Genomic DNA, 16,247 nt, shown 5'->3' on the forward strand with positions numbered 1-16,247 from the left:
AGCCCCAGGATGCGATGAGCCGACATCGAGGTGCCAAACCTCCCCGTCGATGTGAGCTCTTGGGGGAGATCAGCCTGTTATCCCCGGGGTACCTTTTATCCTTTGAGCGATGGCCCTTCCACACAGAACCACCGGATCACTAAGACCGACTTTCGTCTCTGCTCGACGTGTATGTCTCGCAGTTAAGCTGGCTTTTGCCTTTATACTCTGCAAGCGATTTCCAACCGCTTTGAGCCAACCTTTGTAAGCCTCCGTTACATTTTGGGAGGCGACCGCCCCAGTCAAACTACCCACCAGACATTGTCCTACCTAAGGATAACTTAGGCTAGTTAGCTACCCGAATAAAGAAGAGTGGTATCTCAACAATGGCTCATCGTAAACCGAGATCTACGAATCGAAGCCTCCCACCTATCCTGCGCATCTTTATCCAAGTAGCAGTGTCAAGCTATAGTAAAGGTCCACGGGGTCTTTCCGTCTTGCCGCGGGTAGGAGGAATTTTCACCTCCACTACAATTTCACTGGATCCCTCTTTGAGACAGCTCCCATCTCGTTACGCCATTCATGCAGGTCGGTATTTAACCGACAAGGAATTTCGCTACCTTAGGACCGTTATAGTTACGGCCGCCGTTTACTCGGGCTTCGATCAGATGCTTTGCATAAGCTAACATCATCAATTAACCTTCGAGCACCGGGCAGGCGTCACACCCTATACATCCTCTTACGAGTTAGCAGAGTGCTGTGTTTATGGTAAACAGTCGGGAGGGACTCTTTGTTGTAACCTTCTTCGCTTACGAAGTAAATTCTTAACGAAGCTAGGCACACCTTATACCGAAGATACGGTGCTATTTTGCAGAGTTCCTTAAAGAGAGTTCTTCCACGCGCCTTAGAATACTCATCCCACCCACCTGTGTCGGTTTACGGTACGGGCGATATCAGCTAAACTTAGAAACTTTTCTCGGCTCGATAGTATCATGGATTCTTCATCTACTCCGAAGAGCGTCAGAAGCCTTTCAGATCTCGGATAAAGAGTTACGGATTTGCCTATAACTCAACCTACTTCCTTAGACTAGCACTTCCATCCGCTAGCTCCACTAACTTTAAGCGTCCTTCCGTCGCACACTGATATCGGTATCGGAATATTAACCGATTTTCCATCGCATACCCCTTTCGGACTTTGCTTAGGACCCGACTAACCCTACGATGACGAGCATCGCGTAGGAAACCTTGGGTTTACGGCGAATACGATTCTCACGTATTTTATCGCTACTCATGCCTGCATGCTCACTTCCAACCGCTCCACCGCTCCTTACCGGTACGGCTTCGACGCTGATTGGAACGCTCTCCTACCACTTGCACTTAATGATTTATACTTTTCTTCTTACTTTATTCAAATTTAAAACTTAAGATATTTAAGAATTTATCCGATGTCTTAAAGTTTTGTTTGTCTTTCTTCGCTTCTTGGTTGTTAAATTTTAAATATCTAAGTTGGGATTTTAAAATTCTAAAAAATTTTAAAATCAACAAAGTTTGAAATCTTTAAAATTTGAATATAGAAAGCGAAGTATTTTGGATGAGAAATTAATGTTGTGAAGATTTTTTCGATTGAGATAAGGCTTTTAGCCTATCGATTGAGAAAAAATCGAACTCATTAATTTATCGCCAAAAGACGAGCTAGTATAAATGATTAAGTGCAAGTCTAAAGCTTCGGTACTCATTTTAGCCCCGTTATATTTTCCGCGCAAAATCACTAGACCAGTGAGCTATTACGCTATCTTTAAAGGATGGCTGCTTCTAAGCCAACCTCCTGGTTGTTTCAGTAACTTCACATCGTTTTCCACTTAAATGAGATTTGGGGACCTTAGCTGTTAGTCCGGGTTGTTTCCCTCTTGACGACGGATTTTATCACTCGCCGCCTGACTGCCGTGGTTACGCTATAAGTATTCGGAGTTTGATAGGGTTTGGTACATTGGTGTATGCCCTAGCCCATTCAGTGCTCTACCCCTTATAACTACTACACGACGCTATACCTCAATATATTTCGGAGAGAACCAGCTATCACGATGTTTGATTGGCCTTTCACCCCTATCCACAAGTCATCCGGAGCCTTTTCAACGGCCGTCGGTTGGGTCCTCCACCGGCTCTTACACCGGCTTCAACCTGCTCATGGATAGATCACATCGTTTCGGGTCTGCAGCATCTGACTAATCGCCCTATTAAGACTCGCTTTCGCTACGGCTCCGGGTTTCCTTAACCTCGCCAGACACCACAACTCGCAGGCTCATTATGCAAAAGGCAGTCCATCACACTGCTATACTCATTAAAACTAATCGTTAATCGTTACTTCTAAATTTAGACCATAAAGCTCTGTTTGTGTCATTTATGATGAATTTTATTAGATTTAAAATTTAGAATTTCAAATGCGCAGGATTTTTAGATGATTTTTTATGAAACAAGGCAAGGCTAGCCGGATTCGGCTGCCGCAGTCGCAGTTTCATAAAAAAAGGGCTAAAAAGCCAAGCTGGATTAATTTTAAAGAGTATAGCATAGTGCTCTGAATGATTGTAAGCAAACGGTTTCAGGTTCTATTTCACTCGGCTCACCGCCGTTCTTTTCACCTTTCCCTCACGGTACTTGTACGCTATCGGTCTAGTAGTAGTATTTAGGGTTGGATCGTGGTCGACCCGGCTTCAGACAGGATTTCACGTGTCCCGTCCTACTCAGGATACCGCTAAGTAAGGATGTGATTTCATATACGGGAGTATCACCCTCTATGCCTAACCTTTCCAGATTGTTCTATTATCAGATCCTAGTCTATGTTGCGGTCCTACAACCCCACTAGTAAACTAGTGGTTTGCCCTCTTACGCGTTCGCTCGCCGCTACTAGCGTAATCTCTATTGATTTCTCTTCCTGCGGGTACTTAGATGTTTCAGTTCCCCGCGTTGGCTCCATTAATGGTAACACATATCGCTATGTATTGGGTTGCCCCATTCAGAAATTCCCGGATCAAAGCCCCTTGACGGCTCCCCGAGACTTATCGCAGCCTGGCACGTCTTTCATCGCCTCTACTAGCCAAGGCATCCACCGTTCGCTCTTAGTAGCTTACCTTTTTTAGTACTTCTCGCAAGAGCAAAGCTCTTGCTCCGACGGGGAGCGCAAGCGCTCCCCCACCTCACCTAAAGCACAGCAACGCTTTCGGCGTTGCCGTAAAATTTGCAATAAAGCAAATTCTAAAGCTTTATTTCGGATCATAATCGGTAAAGAAGTTATTAGATTTATTTATATATTCTAATTCGCATTACTTCCTTGCTAAAGATAAAATCGATCTAACTAAGCATTTGGTCTACGGATAAGAGCTTTTAAATATACCCTATCCTTATAAAAACCGAAGCGTTAAATTTATTCTATAGTATTTGATTAACTCGAATTAAGACGGAAAGAGATCAAACTCATAAAGTAAGTTAAGCTCTATAAGCGTGTATTGATCTTAGCTTTTAGCTTTGGATAACATAATAAAGCTAAAGGCTTGGCATCACTTCGAATAATCAAAGCTTTAACAAGTCCTGTAAAATTGTTTTATTAAAACTTGATTGTGACTTTAACAATGGTACTTTAAAGAACGTTTAGGGTAAACCTAAATAGAAAATTTTAAGTTATGGTAGCTTGATCAAATTTGTTAAATTTAATAAATCTTGATATATTTGAACTAGGCTTGGTTAAAATTCTCTATTTAGATCTACATTACAAATATCTTATGGTGGAGAATAGCGGGATCGAACCGCTGACCTCCTGCGTGCAAAGCAGGCGCTCTCCCAGCTGAGCTAATTCCCCATTCATCCTTTACTTCGCAGACTAGATGGCTAGTCTTTGAGCGAAAGCAACGCTTTGCGCGCCCACCTAAAGTTATAAAGAGTTATTTTGAAATTTTATTTCTCATAGATTATAAATTTAGGTTTTTGTCTAGGCAGTTCAAGGAATTAGACAAATTTATTAGCCGTCAATCTCTCAAACCTAAACAAGCTCGATTGAGCATGCTTAGAGCTAAGCATATGTTAGCGCTAAGACTTTATGATAGATACCTTGTGAGAGGATATCTATTTGTACTCTAGAAAGGAGGTGATCCAACCGCAGGTTCTCCTACGGTTACCTTGTTACGACTTCACCCCAGTCGCTGATTCCACTGTGGAGGGTAGCGAATTTCGCATTCCCGCTTCGAGTGAAATCAACTCCCATGGTGTGACGGGCGGTGAGTACAAGACCCGGGAACGTATTCACCGTAGCATGGCTGATCTACGATTACTAGCGATTCCGGCTTCATGGAGTCGAGTTGCAGACTCCAATCCGAACTGGGACATATTTTTTAGATTTGCTCCATCTTACGATATTGCGTCTTATTGTATATGCCATTGTAGCACGTGTGTCGCCCCGGACATAAGGGCCATGATGACTTGACGTCGTCCACACCTTCCTCCTCCTTACGAAGGCAGTCTCATTAGAGTGCTCGGCCGAACCGTTAGCAACTAATGACGTGGGTTGCGCTCGTTGCGGGACTTAACCCAACATCTCACGACACGAGCTGACGACAGCCGTGCAGCACCTGTCTTAACATTTCTGCAAGCAGACACTCTTCCATCTCTGGATGATTTGTTAGATATCAAGTCCGGGTAAGGTTCTTCGCGTATCTTCGAATTAAACCACATGCTCCACCGCTTGTGCGGGTCCCCGTCTATTCCTTTGAGTTTTAATCTTGCGACCGTACTCCCCAGGCGGTATACTTAATCCGTTAGGTGGATTACTGCCGTGACTAGCACAGCAACAACCGGTATACATCGTTTAGGGCGTGGACTACCAGGGTATCTAATCCTGTTTGCTCCCCACGCTTTCACGCATTAGCGTCAGTTAAGTTCCAGCAGATCGCCTTCGCAATAGGTATTCTTCTTGATATCTACGGATTTTACCCCTACACCAAGAATTCCATCTGCCTCTCCCTTACTCTAGATTATCAGTTTCCCAAGCAGTTTAACGGTTAAGCCGTTAGATTTCACAAGAGACTTGATAATCCGCCTACGCGTCCTTTACGCCCAGTGATTCCGAGTAACGCTTGCACCCTCCGTATTACCGCGGCTGCTGGCACGGAGTTAGCCGGTGCTTATTCGTTAGGTACCGTCATTATTCTTCCCTAACAAAAGGAGTTTACGCTCCGAAAAGTGTCATCCTCCACGCGGCGTTGCTGCGTCAGGGTTTCCCCCATTGCGCAATATTCCCTACTGCTGCCTCCCGTAGGAGTTTGGACCGTGTCTCAGTTCCAATGTGACTGATCATCCTCTCAGACCAGTTACGCGTCATAGCCTCGGTAGGCCGTTACCCCACCGACTAGCTGATACGATATAGTCTCATCCCTTGCCGAAATTCTTTCCCGATTTATCTTATGGTAAAAAGGAGTATGGAGTATTAGCAGTCATTTCTAACTGTTGTCCTCCAGCAAGGGGCAGATTAGCTATATATTACTCACCCGTGCGCCACTAAATTTAAAAGAGCAAGCTCTTTTAAATTCCGTTCGACTTGCATGTATTAGGCACGCCGCCAGCGTTCACTCTGAGCCAGGATCAAACTCTCCATATTTATTTGATTTCGCAGACTAGCGAAGCTAGTCTTTGCGACCAAAGAGCTACGCCCTTTGGAAACCTCTAAAGCACACCGCTTCTATCGGAAGCGGCGTATATTATGCAGATAAAACCTATTATCTGCATAATTAAATTTAAAAACCAACGGTTAGTTAGTTTAAATTCAAATAATTGAATCAAGCTTTAGAGAGTCGATATGAAGTTTTTAATCTAAAAACTTTATGTTTTTGTAACATTGTTTTTATGGACTTAAACCCTTTAATAGATCTAAATCCATAGGCTCAATCGATCACTTGTTTAGATTTCAAAGATTGACTAAAGATATTTGTTTTTAACAGTTAAAATTTTAAAAAACGCGTTCGCTAAAAGGCTAAAACTACTAGGACTTAAGAGTTAAGAAAGCAGGTTCGGCTCGGTGCGAAACAGAATTGTGATTATACAAGAGCGATGCTTAAAGGGGGCTGAATAATTGGTAGAAATTTTAAAAAACGATTTGGAAAATTTTAAATTTCATACAATGAAATTTTATGCTTAGCATGCCTGAGACAAATTTCATCTCCAGCCTCCGTAAAAATTTTATAAATTTCGCAAACGACCGCATCCAAACTAAAATTTGATTATACCGCGATATGCCGCAATTCGCGACCGCCGACCGCACCCGTTCGCGCATAAAACCTGCTTGCAAAACACTTAAGCGCACGATTATAAGATTTCGCTATAATCACGTCCGATTTAAAATTTATCAAAATTTAAAAGGATCTTTATGCGCGCAATTTTTTCTATCTATATCTTCATCATCGCAGCCCTTATCGGCATCGAGCTCTCGCTCGGCGCACTCGTCGCGCCCGTGGTATTTTTCCCGCAGCAGATTATCGGAGATGGCGTGTTATCGCACTTCCAAAGCGGCAAGCTAATGAGCGAGATCTTCGTAAAATACGGCGGCATCCTCATCGCAGTCTCGGTCATCTGCCTCGTTTTTGAGATGATAAATTTCAACAACAACAAATCGCAATCCTTTCGCTTGCGCCTTTCGACCCTGATGCTGACGCTAGTAAATATCATCTTAGCCCTACTTTTCGTGCTTTACTTTACTGACTACGTCATAAATGCCCAAAAGATCGGTGCAGAAGCGACGATGACGCCGGAATTTGCCCAAATCCACGCGGCTAGCGAGTGGTGCATGAAACTCATCATCGTGTTTCAAACGGTGCTATTTTTCGCAAAAATCCTCCCCGCCCTGGCTGCGAGAGATGTCGCGGCGGCGAAAGACGCGCGGGATGAAGATTAGAATTTACTACGAAGACACCGACGCGCAAGGCATCGTGTATCACGCCAACTATATAAAATTTTGCGAGCGGGCGCGCAGCGAGGCGCTTATGCAGGCAGGGGTGGACTTCGCGCGCGCGGACGCACACTTCGTAGTTAGCGAGCTTTGCGCCAAATTTCTGCGCCCCGCGCGCCTCGGCGACACGCTTGAAATTCGCACGAGCCTAGCCGCGCTCAAAAACGCCAGCGCCCTTTTGCGGCAAGGAATTTACAAGATCAAAGATATTAAAAACACGGATTTCAGCGAGCTTTTATACGCGCAGGACGTAAAAATCGCCTTCGTAAAAGACGGCAGACCGATCAAATTTAGCGCCGAAATTTTAGAATTTTTCAAATCTTTGAGATAAATTTATTTCGCGGGTTCAAATTTACCTAGTCGTATGCGGCACAAACATATCGCAGACCGACCTTAGGCGTAAAATCTAAGAATGCGCAGAGCTCTTAGGCAAAATAAAATTTGCAGGCTAGATAAAATTTTACGACATAAAATTTTGCTCGACACTGAGGTTTAAATTTAACGCTATGCCGCGACATAAACCCCTCGCACGCCCCAAATAGCCAAATAAAAATCAAAATTTGAAATATCGGAATTTTGCAATGGCGTTAAATTTTGCCCTACTCCGCCGCTTTATGAAATTTTATCGCCCTTAAATTTAAACTCGCCGCGGTTCAAGTCCGTATTTTTTCGCCAAATCCCGCTCGTCCGTGAAATTTAAGCCGATCAAACTCGCCAGCGATCTTATCCGCATAGGCGCAATCCACAAACTAGGCGCCCGCACAAAAGCCGCGCGCAAAATCAAAAGCACGCAAAAAGCACGCAAAAAGCACGCAAAAAGCGCTCAAATGCGCCTCACAGCAGCTCTTTTATCTTTTGCAGATCCTCTTTGAAAAGCTCCGCCTTGCTCGGATTTTGCGCGATGAATGCGGGATCGAAGCTCGGCACGAAGCTGATGCCGCCCTCGTTAAAGACCGAGCCGTGCAGCGCGTCCATGCCCGCTAGATCGCCGTTTCGCAGCACGATTTTGCAGCAGAGCTCTCCCAGGCAGAGCACGACTTTGGGCTTTAAAATTTTGATCTCGTCGGTCAGATAGGGCGCGCATTTTAAAATTATTTCCGAGCTTATGCGCCTATTTTGCGGCACTGCGCACCTTATCAGAAAGCTAAAATAGATCTGCTCGGGCGCGCAAATTTGATCCAGTGCCGCTGCTACCTCAGCCTCCAAACCGCCGCCAAAACCCCAGTCGGCGCCCGGTGCAAGAGCCACGATCATAAGTTTTACATTCGCGGGGGTTTTAAAATTTTTGATAGTTTTGAAATTTTTAAAATTTTGCTCGGCGCTTCCCGTGCGCGTTTTAGCAAGCTCGCAAAGATTGCACTCGGCGGTAGCTGATTGCAGCGCGTCCAGCGCCTTGAAAAATCGCGCGCTGCCGCTTAAAATTTCGGCGCTTACGTAGCGATAGCCGAACGCTTTGTAATAAAGCAGTCTGCGTAGTTGCGAGCTTTGCACGGCGCGCCTACGATCTGTTTAAATTTCGCGCGACGAATCCGCGATCAAACTGCGCCAAATCTTTGTAAAATTCCGCCATAAAGCCCTGCTCGCGCAAAAACGCCGACAAACTCTGCTTTTGATCGTAGCCCATCTCGCAGGCTAAAAATTTTGCGCGCCGTGCGGCGATCAGCACGATGCGTTTTAAAATTTCATCCCCCCTCTCGCCGCCAAACAGCGCCTGTTTCGGCTCTTGCAGTACGCGCGCGTCCAATGCGTAGGAGTTTGCGATGTATGGAGGATTTGAGACGATGAGATCAAACTCGCCCGCGATCTCATCCGCGTAGGCGCAGTGCACAAACTCGACGTCCGCGCCTAAGCTCGCGGCGTTTGCGCGCGCTACCTCAAGCGCATCCGCGCTGATGTCGCTAGCCGTGATACGGCAAGAAGGAAGGAGCTTTTTTAAGCAGATAGCGATTATGCCGCTGCCCGTGCCGATCTCGCAAATGCGCGGCTCGCCCAAGCTCTGCGCCAAAGCAAGTGCCTTTTTTACTAAAATTTCGGTCTCGCAGCGCGGTATCAGCACCCGCTCGTCGACGTAAAATTTAAAGCCCATAAACTCGCAGCTTTGCGTGATGTATTCAAGCGGGCGGCCGTCTTTAAATTCAACGATCTTAGCGCGAAATTCCGCTTCATGCGCGAGCTCTTCCGAGCATCTTAGGACTAGCTCTTCGTCGCTAAGTCGCTCGCAAAGCTTTAAAATTTCGCGCGCGACGTATTTTGAGCCGCACTGCCCCAAGCCCCATCTTAGCGCCTCAGCGATCCTCATCAAGCTCTCTTATGCGCTCGTACAGGCTCGGGTGCGAATGATACACCGCGGCGTAAATTTTATGAGCGAGCGGAAACGCCTTGTTTTCGCTGCCCAGCTTCTTTAGCGCGCCGATCATGCTCTTTTTATCCTGCATGCTAGCGCCATGCAGGTCTGCACTAAATTCGTGCATGCGGCTAAGCTTGGAGATTACAGGCTCAAAAAACGCATGCAAAATCGGCGCAAACAAAATCATAAAAACCAGCGTCGCGCCGCCGTCCGCGTTAAGTCCTAGCGCGCCGAACACGCCTGCGGGGAGGTTTCCGAATACCGCAAACGTCACGCCCAAAAGCACGAAGCTAAGCGCTAAATTTTTTAAAATGTCGCCGTGTTTGAAATGCCCGAGCTCGTGCCCTAAAACGGCTAAAATTTCATCCTCGCTCAGCTTGTCTATGAGCGTGTCGAAAAGCACGACCTTTTTCGTCGCTCCGAAGCCGCCGAAATAGGCGTTTAGGCGTTTGTCGCGCTTGCTCGCGTCGATCGTAAAAACGCCACTACTTTTAAAGCCGCAGCGCTGCAAAAGCCCCTCTATGCGCTCTTTTAGCTCGCCTTGCTCTAGCGGCTGCATCTTATTAAACAGCGGCGCGATAACGGTCGGATAGATTAAATTTATCAGTAAAACTATGCCGAAGCTTAGCAGAAAGCCCCAGACCCACCAATGCGCGTCCAAGCTGTTTACGCAAAAAACGAGCGCAGAGGCTACCGCAAAGCCGAAAATGAGCGTGAGCGCGAGCGATTTTAGCGCGTCTTTTACGAAAACGGCGGGCGTTATCGTGGAAAAGCCTAGGCGGCGATCTTTGACGAAGGTTTTATAAATTTCAAGCGGAAGCGATATCGCGCCGCCGATGATTAAAAACGCCGTTACGAAGCAGCTCTGCGCAAAAATCCCGTCGCCAGCTAGATCATATATCGCGCGCTGTAACGCGCCCGCGCCCGCAAGTATCCAAATAAGCGCCACCGCAAACGAAAAGCAGTGCGAAAATATATTAAATTTTAAATTTACCGCGCCGACCTCGCCCGCCTTGCGATAATCCTCCTCGCTAAGCACTACCGCAGGCTCTTTTAGCTTGGCGCGGATGAAGCTTAGCTCAAGCAGATCGAGCGAAATTTTATAAATCGTGTAAAGCGCGTATAAAAAGATCAAAAACCAAACCATCGCGCCTACTTTAGGCTCTCGGCGAGCGAAAGCACTTCGTAATATTCATTTTCCATACTGTTTAACGTTCCTCTTTTTTCTTCAAGTTCTTCAAAAAGCCCCTGCATACCGAGCTTTTGATAAATTTCAGGCGTCGAAAGCGCGTGATTTAGCTCTTTTATGCGCGCCTCGATAGCCTCGATTTTAGCGGGATACTCCTCTAAAATTTTATTCTGTTTGTAGCTAAGTTTGGCGGCGCTCGTTTTCTCCTTTTTGTTTTCGCGGCCGCCTTCGTCTGCGCTCGCGCCAGCGTCGGCCTCGATCTGGTCAATCTCCGCCATCTCGTCTTCAAACTCCAAATACTGCGAATAGGGCATTTGAATTTGATCGATCGTGCCATTTTTTTCAAAAACCCAAAGCTTATTCGTGATCTTATCGATGAAATAGCGATCGTGGCTTACGATGATTACCGCACCTTCGAAGCTTAGCAGGTAGTCCTCCAAAATATTGATCGTCGCGATATCAAGATCATTCGTCGGCTCGTCCAAGATCAGGCAATCGTACTGCTCGGTAAAGAGCTTCGCAAGCGCCAGGCGGTTCTTTTCACCGCCGCTAAGCACGCCCACGGGCTTATCTAAAAACTCCTTCGGAAACAAGAAATTTTTCAAATACCCATAGACGTGCATGTAGCTGCCGCGGACGCTTATGTGATCGCCGCCGTTGGGGCAGAAAATTTCGATTATGCTTTTATCGTCCGTGATGCCGCTGCGGGTCTGATCGAAGTAGCCGATCCTGATCTCGCCGCGTTTGATCTCGCCCGCATCGATCTTGCTGCGACCGAGTAGAATTTTAAGCAGAGTGCTTTTGCCAGCGCCGTTAGCGCCTACGATGCCGATACGCTCGCCCTGCAAAACCCGCGCCGAAAAGCTCTTGAAAAGCACCTTACCGTTTAAAATTTTACCGATATTCGTGCATTCAAAAAGCATCTTTTTGCGATTGTCGCCGCCCGTGCCGTTAAAGCTCCTGCTCGCGCGCTCCAGCTCGAGCCGCACGCGACGGATCGCGCCCGGGTTTTTCTTCGCATCCTGCCTCATCTGCATGATGCGCGCCTTACGCCCTTCGTTACGCTTTAGGCGCGCCTTTACACCGCGGTGCAGCCACTCCTCCTCGGCGCGCAGCTGTTTAAGCAGCGTCTCGTGGGACTTTTCGAGCGAAGCAAGCATCTCCTGCTTGCGCCTCAGATAGTTCTCGTATCCGCCGTCGAAATTTGAAATTTTACCCTCTTCGATCTCGATACTGCGCGTCGCCAAGCGGTCGATGAAGTAGCGATCGTGGCTGATAAAAACGATCGTCTGCTTCGAGCTAAGCAGCATGTCCTCTAGAAATTTCACCATATAGACGTCGAGGTGGTTCGTGGGCTCGTCCAGCAGCAGCACGTCGGGCTTTTTAAGCACCAGCGCGCCCAGCGCCACGCGACGAATTTCGCCGCCGCTAAGCGTACAGACGGAGCGGTTTTCGTAAATTTTAAGCCCGAAATTTTGCAGCACCTGCTCGATCTTATTGTCGATCTGCCAGCCGTCCTTGGCCTCGATAAATTTAATCAGCTCGTCTTGGCGCGCCAAAAGCTCCTTGTTTTCGGGCTGTGCGGCGATTTCGCTCGAGATCGTGTCATATTCGCTAAGGGCGGCGTAAATTTCGGCTAGCTCCCTTCGCAACGCGTCTTTGACCGAGAGATTGTCTTCAAATTTCGGCGTTTGAGCGAGCATCTGGATATTTAGCCCATTTTGAGTGATCACACGCCCCTCGTCGATCTCGCACAGCCCCGCGACGATCTTCATCAGCGTGGATTTGCCGCCGCCGTTTTTACCGATCACGGCTACGCGCTCGTTAGCGTCCAATGCGAAATTTACGCCGTCTAAAACGACGTGAGAGCCGAATTTTTTCGTAACATCGATAAGCTCGATCAAAGCCAATTTTAAGTTCCTCTAGTGTTAAATTCGGTGATTTTACACAAAATTCTATTAAATTTTAATAACTTTTAAGGCTTTAGCGATGCAAAGTTTGGAATTTGACGGCCTGCGCGTAGAAATTTTCGCCCCGCACGCGCCGTCTTTTGCGGCTGCGCCCTCCTTTACAAAAGAAGCCGCGTCCGCACCGATCATCTACCTGCACGCCTTGGAGTTTAGCGTGGCCAGTGTGGGCGAAATTTACGAACTCGTCTCGCGACGAAGCGACGCGGATTTCGTGCTCGCAGCGATCTATCTAAACGAGGCGCAGTGGGGCGATAAGCTTAGTCCGTGGGCGGCAAAATCGCCGTTTAAGGGGGTGCGCGATTTCGCAGGCGGAGGCGCGGCGCACTTAGAAAAATTTACGGACGAGCTGATCCCGCGTATCGAGCGGCACGTATTCGGCGCGAGAAAGCCTGCGTGGCGAGCCTGCGCGGGATACTCGCTGGCGGGGCTTTTTAGCGCGTATGCGGCATTTGCGAGCGATAAATTTCAAAAGATCGCCTGCGTCTCGGCGTCGTTTTGGTTCGGCGGATTTGACGCCTTCGTCGCCGCACACTCGCCGCAAAGGGGGCTGGCGCACGTCTACGCGTCCTTGGGCGAGGCCGAGATGAACCCGAAAAATCCGCGCGGAGCACTCTGCGGCGAGACGGCGCGAAATTTCATCGCAAAATGCCGCGGCGCGGGCGCAAAAGCGGAGTTTGAGCAAAATCCGGGCGGGCATATGCAAGATGAGATCGCAAGAATTTCAAAGGCGCTTTTAAAGCTGGTAAACTCCTAAAATTCGAGCAAATTTTAAAATTTAGTGACAGAATAAAGTGCGGTGAGAGATTAAAAGAAACTAGCCAAGAAGCGGCACGAAACGTAAATTTAAAGCGAGCCGCCGTTATAATTTCTCGCGCAACGGTTTTTTGTGCGATGCAATGAAATTTAAAACAAACCTACGTTAAAATTTTATAGCGCAAGTAATGCGACAAGAATGGTGCAGCGCAATTCGGCGCAAATGGCACAGCGCGTCGTCGGTGCTTTAGCGGCTTTTGATAAGTGCGAATCAGTTTTGAGCGTAAATCATACGACTCGACGTCGATGCGGCACAGGCGGCACGGCGTAATGCGAATTTCAGGCAGGATAGCGCTAAATTTTTGCAGATTGCGCTAGCGGTTTAAAATTTAAAGCAAGCCGTCGTTATAAAATTTAAAGCAAATCATGTCGCGGCTAGGATTTAGCGCGCCTGCGAGCTAAATTTAAACAGCAACGCGCGCCGTGTATGATCTCGCCGTTTCATTTAGTGCACCTACGATCCAAATTTACCGCTGAAATTTCAAAATTTACACTGCACCAAAGAGCGCTTCGGCGCTACGATACACGCCGCTCGGTTTAAATTTTAAAATTTAGCGTCGGGTGGGCGCACCAAGCCGATACCTGCTGAATTTGCGGCGGCGGAATTGCAGAATTTTGCGAATTACCGTTTGCGGAATTTTGCCCTGCGGAATTCCGCGGCGCATGCTTCATTATCAGCTCTCTACCCCGCTTTGAGCGACATGCGCTCTGCTTTCCGCGACTACGCCGAGCCGCTCGCTGCTACGTTTTTTGCGCGCGTTACGTCGTGTTCGCCGCACCTGCGCGGCGTGTGCCGCTCCGCAAAAAAAGCTGCAAACACGCTAAATTCTAACCGCACGCCCGAATTTCACCGTCTACGCAAAGGGCAGAATTTTTTTGTAGTTGCTCCACAACTCGCTATCCTCGCCGAAATACGCGAGCAGTCCGCGCGCGTTGCGATCGAAAGGGTTGGGCTCTTTATGCAGCGCGATACGCTGCGACAGGCGCAGATCGTAGGTGTTGTATATTGCAGAATATGGCACCGGAAAGTCCGAAGCGTAAAGCAGGCGCGAGTGCACGTCCGTTTGGCTCGCCAGATGCGGCAGGGCTTTCGCGCGCACCGGCGTCATCAGAGCAGAAACGTCGGCGTAGAGGTTTTTGTGCGTGCGCAGAAGCGCCAAAAGCGCGAAATAATCGTGTCCGAAATTTCGCGGGCGACGCGAGAGCGCACGAAAAATATGCGAATACTCATAGTTAATCGCCATGTGCGCGCACACCGTCGTAACGCCCAGCTCAAGCGGCGCGTAGATCATCTCCAGCGCCTCGCAGCGGCGCGTGCTAGGCACCGAGCTTTCGTTGCCGACGTGGATCACCAGCGGCAAGCCGAGCTTAGCGAGCTTTTCAAAATACGGCACGTAGCAAGGCAGCCTCGTATCCAGATCCCAATAGTTTTGTAAAAATTTCGCCCCCTTAAATCCGAGCTCGAAGCAGCGATCGATCTCATCGAGCGCGTCCGCTCGCTTCGGATTGATGCTAAAAAACGGCACGATGAGATCTGGGTTTTTTTGATAAATTTCAAACACGCTGTCGTTGTCCGCACAGACGGTCTTATCGCGATGGATTAGCTCGCCCGCGTCGCTAAATTTAGCATCCACGCCGAAAAGCACCGCCTTTTTAACGTATTTCGAAGCTCTAAGCCCGCCGAGCAGAGCGTCCACATAGGCTTCATATGGCTCTTTGATCGCGCGCGATACGTCTATGCCGAAGCGCCTGCCGAAAAGGCGCAGCGCGAGCCTGTCGTAAGGGCGGTCGAAGCGCACCTCCTTGCTTAGCAGATGGACGTGAAAATCAAGCGTTTGCATCGGGGATCCTTGGGAAAATTTTGCCGAGTTTATATCAAATTGCGGTAAATGGTTAGAATTTTAGATTCGGGTCTAAATTTACGCACCGCGCCCTGCCGCGCCTTTAAATTTTAAAATTTAAACCTCGCCGCAAGAGCCGCTAATTGATATTTAATGCCGTTTTAAAGCTACGGCGATATACTTGCGATTTGAAAAGCTATTTCAATTAAGGAGCGAAGATGGAGTTTGAAATTTTAGAAAATTCCGCCGATTTTAAGCCTAGCGATCTGGATGAGATAATGATCTCGATCGGCTGGGATACGGAACAAAACGCAGCCTCCGTGCCGCCGCACGAGACATACAGAGTATGGCGCACCTATGATTACGTGGCGATCGCCAAAACGCAGGGCAAGACCGTGGGGGTGCTGGAGGCGTTTTGCGACCGCGACAACTTCGCTACGAGCTATCTTTACTGCGTGATAGTTCATAAAGATTATCAAAGGCGCGGTATCGGCACGGCGCTCGTGAATGCCTTTAATAAACGCTTTGCGCACACCACCACCTTTGTCGTGACCCCTCTACATAAGGCTGAGGGCGCCGGAGAATTCCTAAAAAAGTGCGGCTTTAAGGACGCGTCGGAGCACTTCACGGTTCATATGAGGAAGCGAAATTCGATCTAGCAGGCATAAATTTTAAAATTTTCTCGAGCTTTGGCTCTAAAACGGTTGGAATTTTAAATTTAGCTATGAGCTGCTATAATCGCTAAAATTTAAGGAGCTAAAATGATCACTATGCAGATCCAAAGCGGCGTCGATCGCGATACTCTCGAAACTTTTAAGAAACTTTTTTTAAAAATCGATCCCTCCGCGCAGATCACTCTAAGCGGCGAGAAAAATTTAGAAACGATTTTATCGGAGTTTAGATCAGGCGAAAGTTACGACGAGATAAAAAACGGAATGGATGCGGACTTAAAATCATACGCGAACGGCGATCTAAGCGGTTTTGAGGAGCTAGGCAAGGGCTGGAAAAATTGAAAATAATCCAGTCTAAAATATTTCGCGCGCAGCTTAGCAAGATCGTAGAATTTATCACAGAGCGCTCAGAGGATGCGGCAGAAAATTTTAAAAACGAGCTTTTTGCGCGA

At 47.7% G+C, this 16,247-nt stretch carries 10 protein-coding genes, 1 tRNA gene and 2 rRNA genes; 5 read left to right on the plus strand and 8 right to left on the minus strand.

The genetic code is table 11. The features are described from left to right. From Q0236_RS09160 to Q0236_RS09170, 3 genes are all read right to left on the minus strand, one after another. A 23S ribosomal RNA gene (locus Q0236_RS09160) occupies positions 1–3,106 on the minus strand; the annotation flags it as partial. 647 nt (positions 3,107–3,753) lie between these two features. After that, positions 3,754–3,829 (minus strand) — tRNA-Ala (locus Q0236_RS09165). A 278-nt stretch (positions 3,830–4,107) separates the two neighbouring features. Then, positions 4,108–5,620 (minus strand): 16S ribosomal RNA (locus Q0236_RS09170). A gap of 765 nt (positions 5,621–6,385) precedes the next feature. Between Q0236_RS09170 and Q0236_RS09175 the strand changes: the two genes are divergently transcribed. Both Q0236_RS09175 and Q0236_RS09180 read left to right on the plus strand, forming a co-directional pair. After that, positions 6,386–6,910 (plus strand): DUF4149 domain-containing protein, encoded by a 525-nt coding sequence (locus tag Q0236_RS09175; protein ID WP_297917076.1) that lies wholly within the window; start codon positions 6,386–6,388, stop codon positions 6,908–6,910. Next, positions 6,900–7,295, plus strand: coding sequence for a YbgC/FadM family acyl-CoA thioesterase (locus Q0236_RS09180; RefSeq protein ID WP_297917078.1), 396 nt, complete (start codon positions 6,900–6,902; stop codon positions 7,293–7,295). Before Q0236_RS09175 ends, Q0236_RS09180 begins: the two co-directional genes overlap by 11 nt. A gap of 503 nt (positions 7,296–7,798) precedes the next feature. On the opposite strand, the gene Q0236_RS09185 is transcribed toward Q0236_RS09180, so the two are convergent. Genes Q0236_RS09185 through abc-f form a run of 4 tightly spaced genes read right to left on the minus strand, consistent with a single transcriptional unit; the run spans position 7,799 to position 12,410 of the window. After that, entirely contained in the window at positions 7,799–8,455 is a 657-nt protein-coding gene (locus tag Q0236_RS09185) for a uracil-DNA glycosylase family protein (protein WP_297917080.1), read from the minus strand. 7 nt (positions 8,456–8,462) lie between these two features. Further along, positions 8,463–9,263, minus strand: a complete 801-nt coding sequence (gene prmC, locus Q0236_RS09190; RefSeq protein WP_297917082.1) for a peptide chain release factor N(5)-glutamine methyltransferase — start codon at positions 9,261–9,263, stop codon at positions 8,463–8,465. After that, the gene (locus Q0236_RS09195; protein WP_297917083.1) at positions 9,250–10,458 is read right to left on the minus strand and encodes a M48 family metallopeptidase; all 1,209 of its coding nucleotides are present in this window, start codon (positions 10,456–10,458) and stop codon (positions 9,250–9,252) included. Before Q0236_RS09195 ends, prmC begins: the two co-directional genes overlap by 14 nt. 5 nt (positions 10,459–10,463) lie before the next feature. Next, entirely contained in the window at positions 10,464–12,410 is a 1,947-nt protein-coding gene (gene abc-f / locus Q0236_RS09200; RefSeq protein WP_297917085.1) for a ribosomal protection-like ABC-F family protein, read from the minus strand. Between the two features lie 79 nt (positions 12,411–12,489). Between abc-f and Q0236_RS09205 the strand changes: the two genes are divergently transcribed. Then, positions 12,490–13,224: an alpha/beta hydrolase-fold protein gene (locus tag Q0236_RS09205; RefSeq protein ID WP_297917087.1), complete on the plus strand. Its 735-nt coding sequence runs from the start codon at positions 12,490–12,492 to the stop codon at positions 13,222–13,224. A 913-nt stretch (positions 13,225–14,137) separates the two neighbouring features. On the opposite strand, the gene Q0236_RS09210 is transcribed toward Q0236_RS09205, so the two are convergent. After that, positions 14,138–15,124 carry an amidohydrolase family protein gene (locus Q0236_RS09210; RefSeq protein WP_297917089.1) on the minus strand — a complete coding sequence of 329 codons (987 nt, stop codon included), beginning with the start codon at positions 15,122–15,124 and terminating at the stop codon, positions 14,138–14,140. Between the two features lie 218 nt (positions 15,125–15,342). On the opposite strand from Q0236_RS09210, the gene Q0236_RS09215 reads away from it, so the two are divergent. Further along, on the plus strand, positions 15,343–15,783 hold the full coding sequence (locus Q0236_RS09215) for a GNAT family N-acetyltransferase (RefSeq protein WP_297917091.1): 441 nt from the start codon (positions 15,343–15,345) through the stop codon (positions 15,781–15,783). Between the two features lie 102 nt (positions 15,784–15,885). Next, on the plus strand, positions 15,886–16,137 hold the full coding sequence (locus Q0236_RS09220; protein WP_297900685.1) for a hypothetical protein: 252 nt from the start codon (positions 15,886–15,888) through the stop codon (positions 16,135–16,137). Positions 16,138–16,247: the final 110 nt, after the last annotated feature.

The organism is uncultured Campylobacter sp., assembly GCF_938031315.1.
In the GTDB taxonomy this organism is placed as follows: domain Bacteria; phylum Campylobacterota; class Campylobacteria; order Campylobacterales; family Campylobacteraceae; genus Campylobacter_B.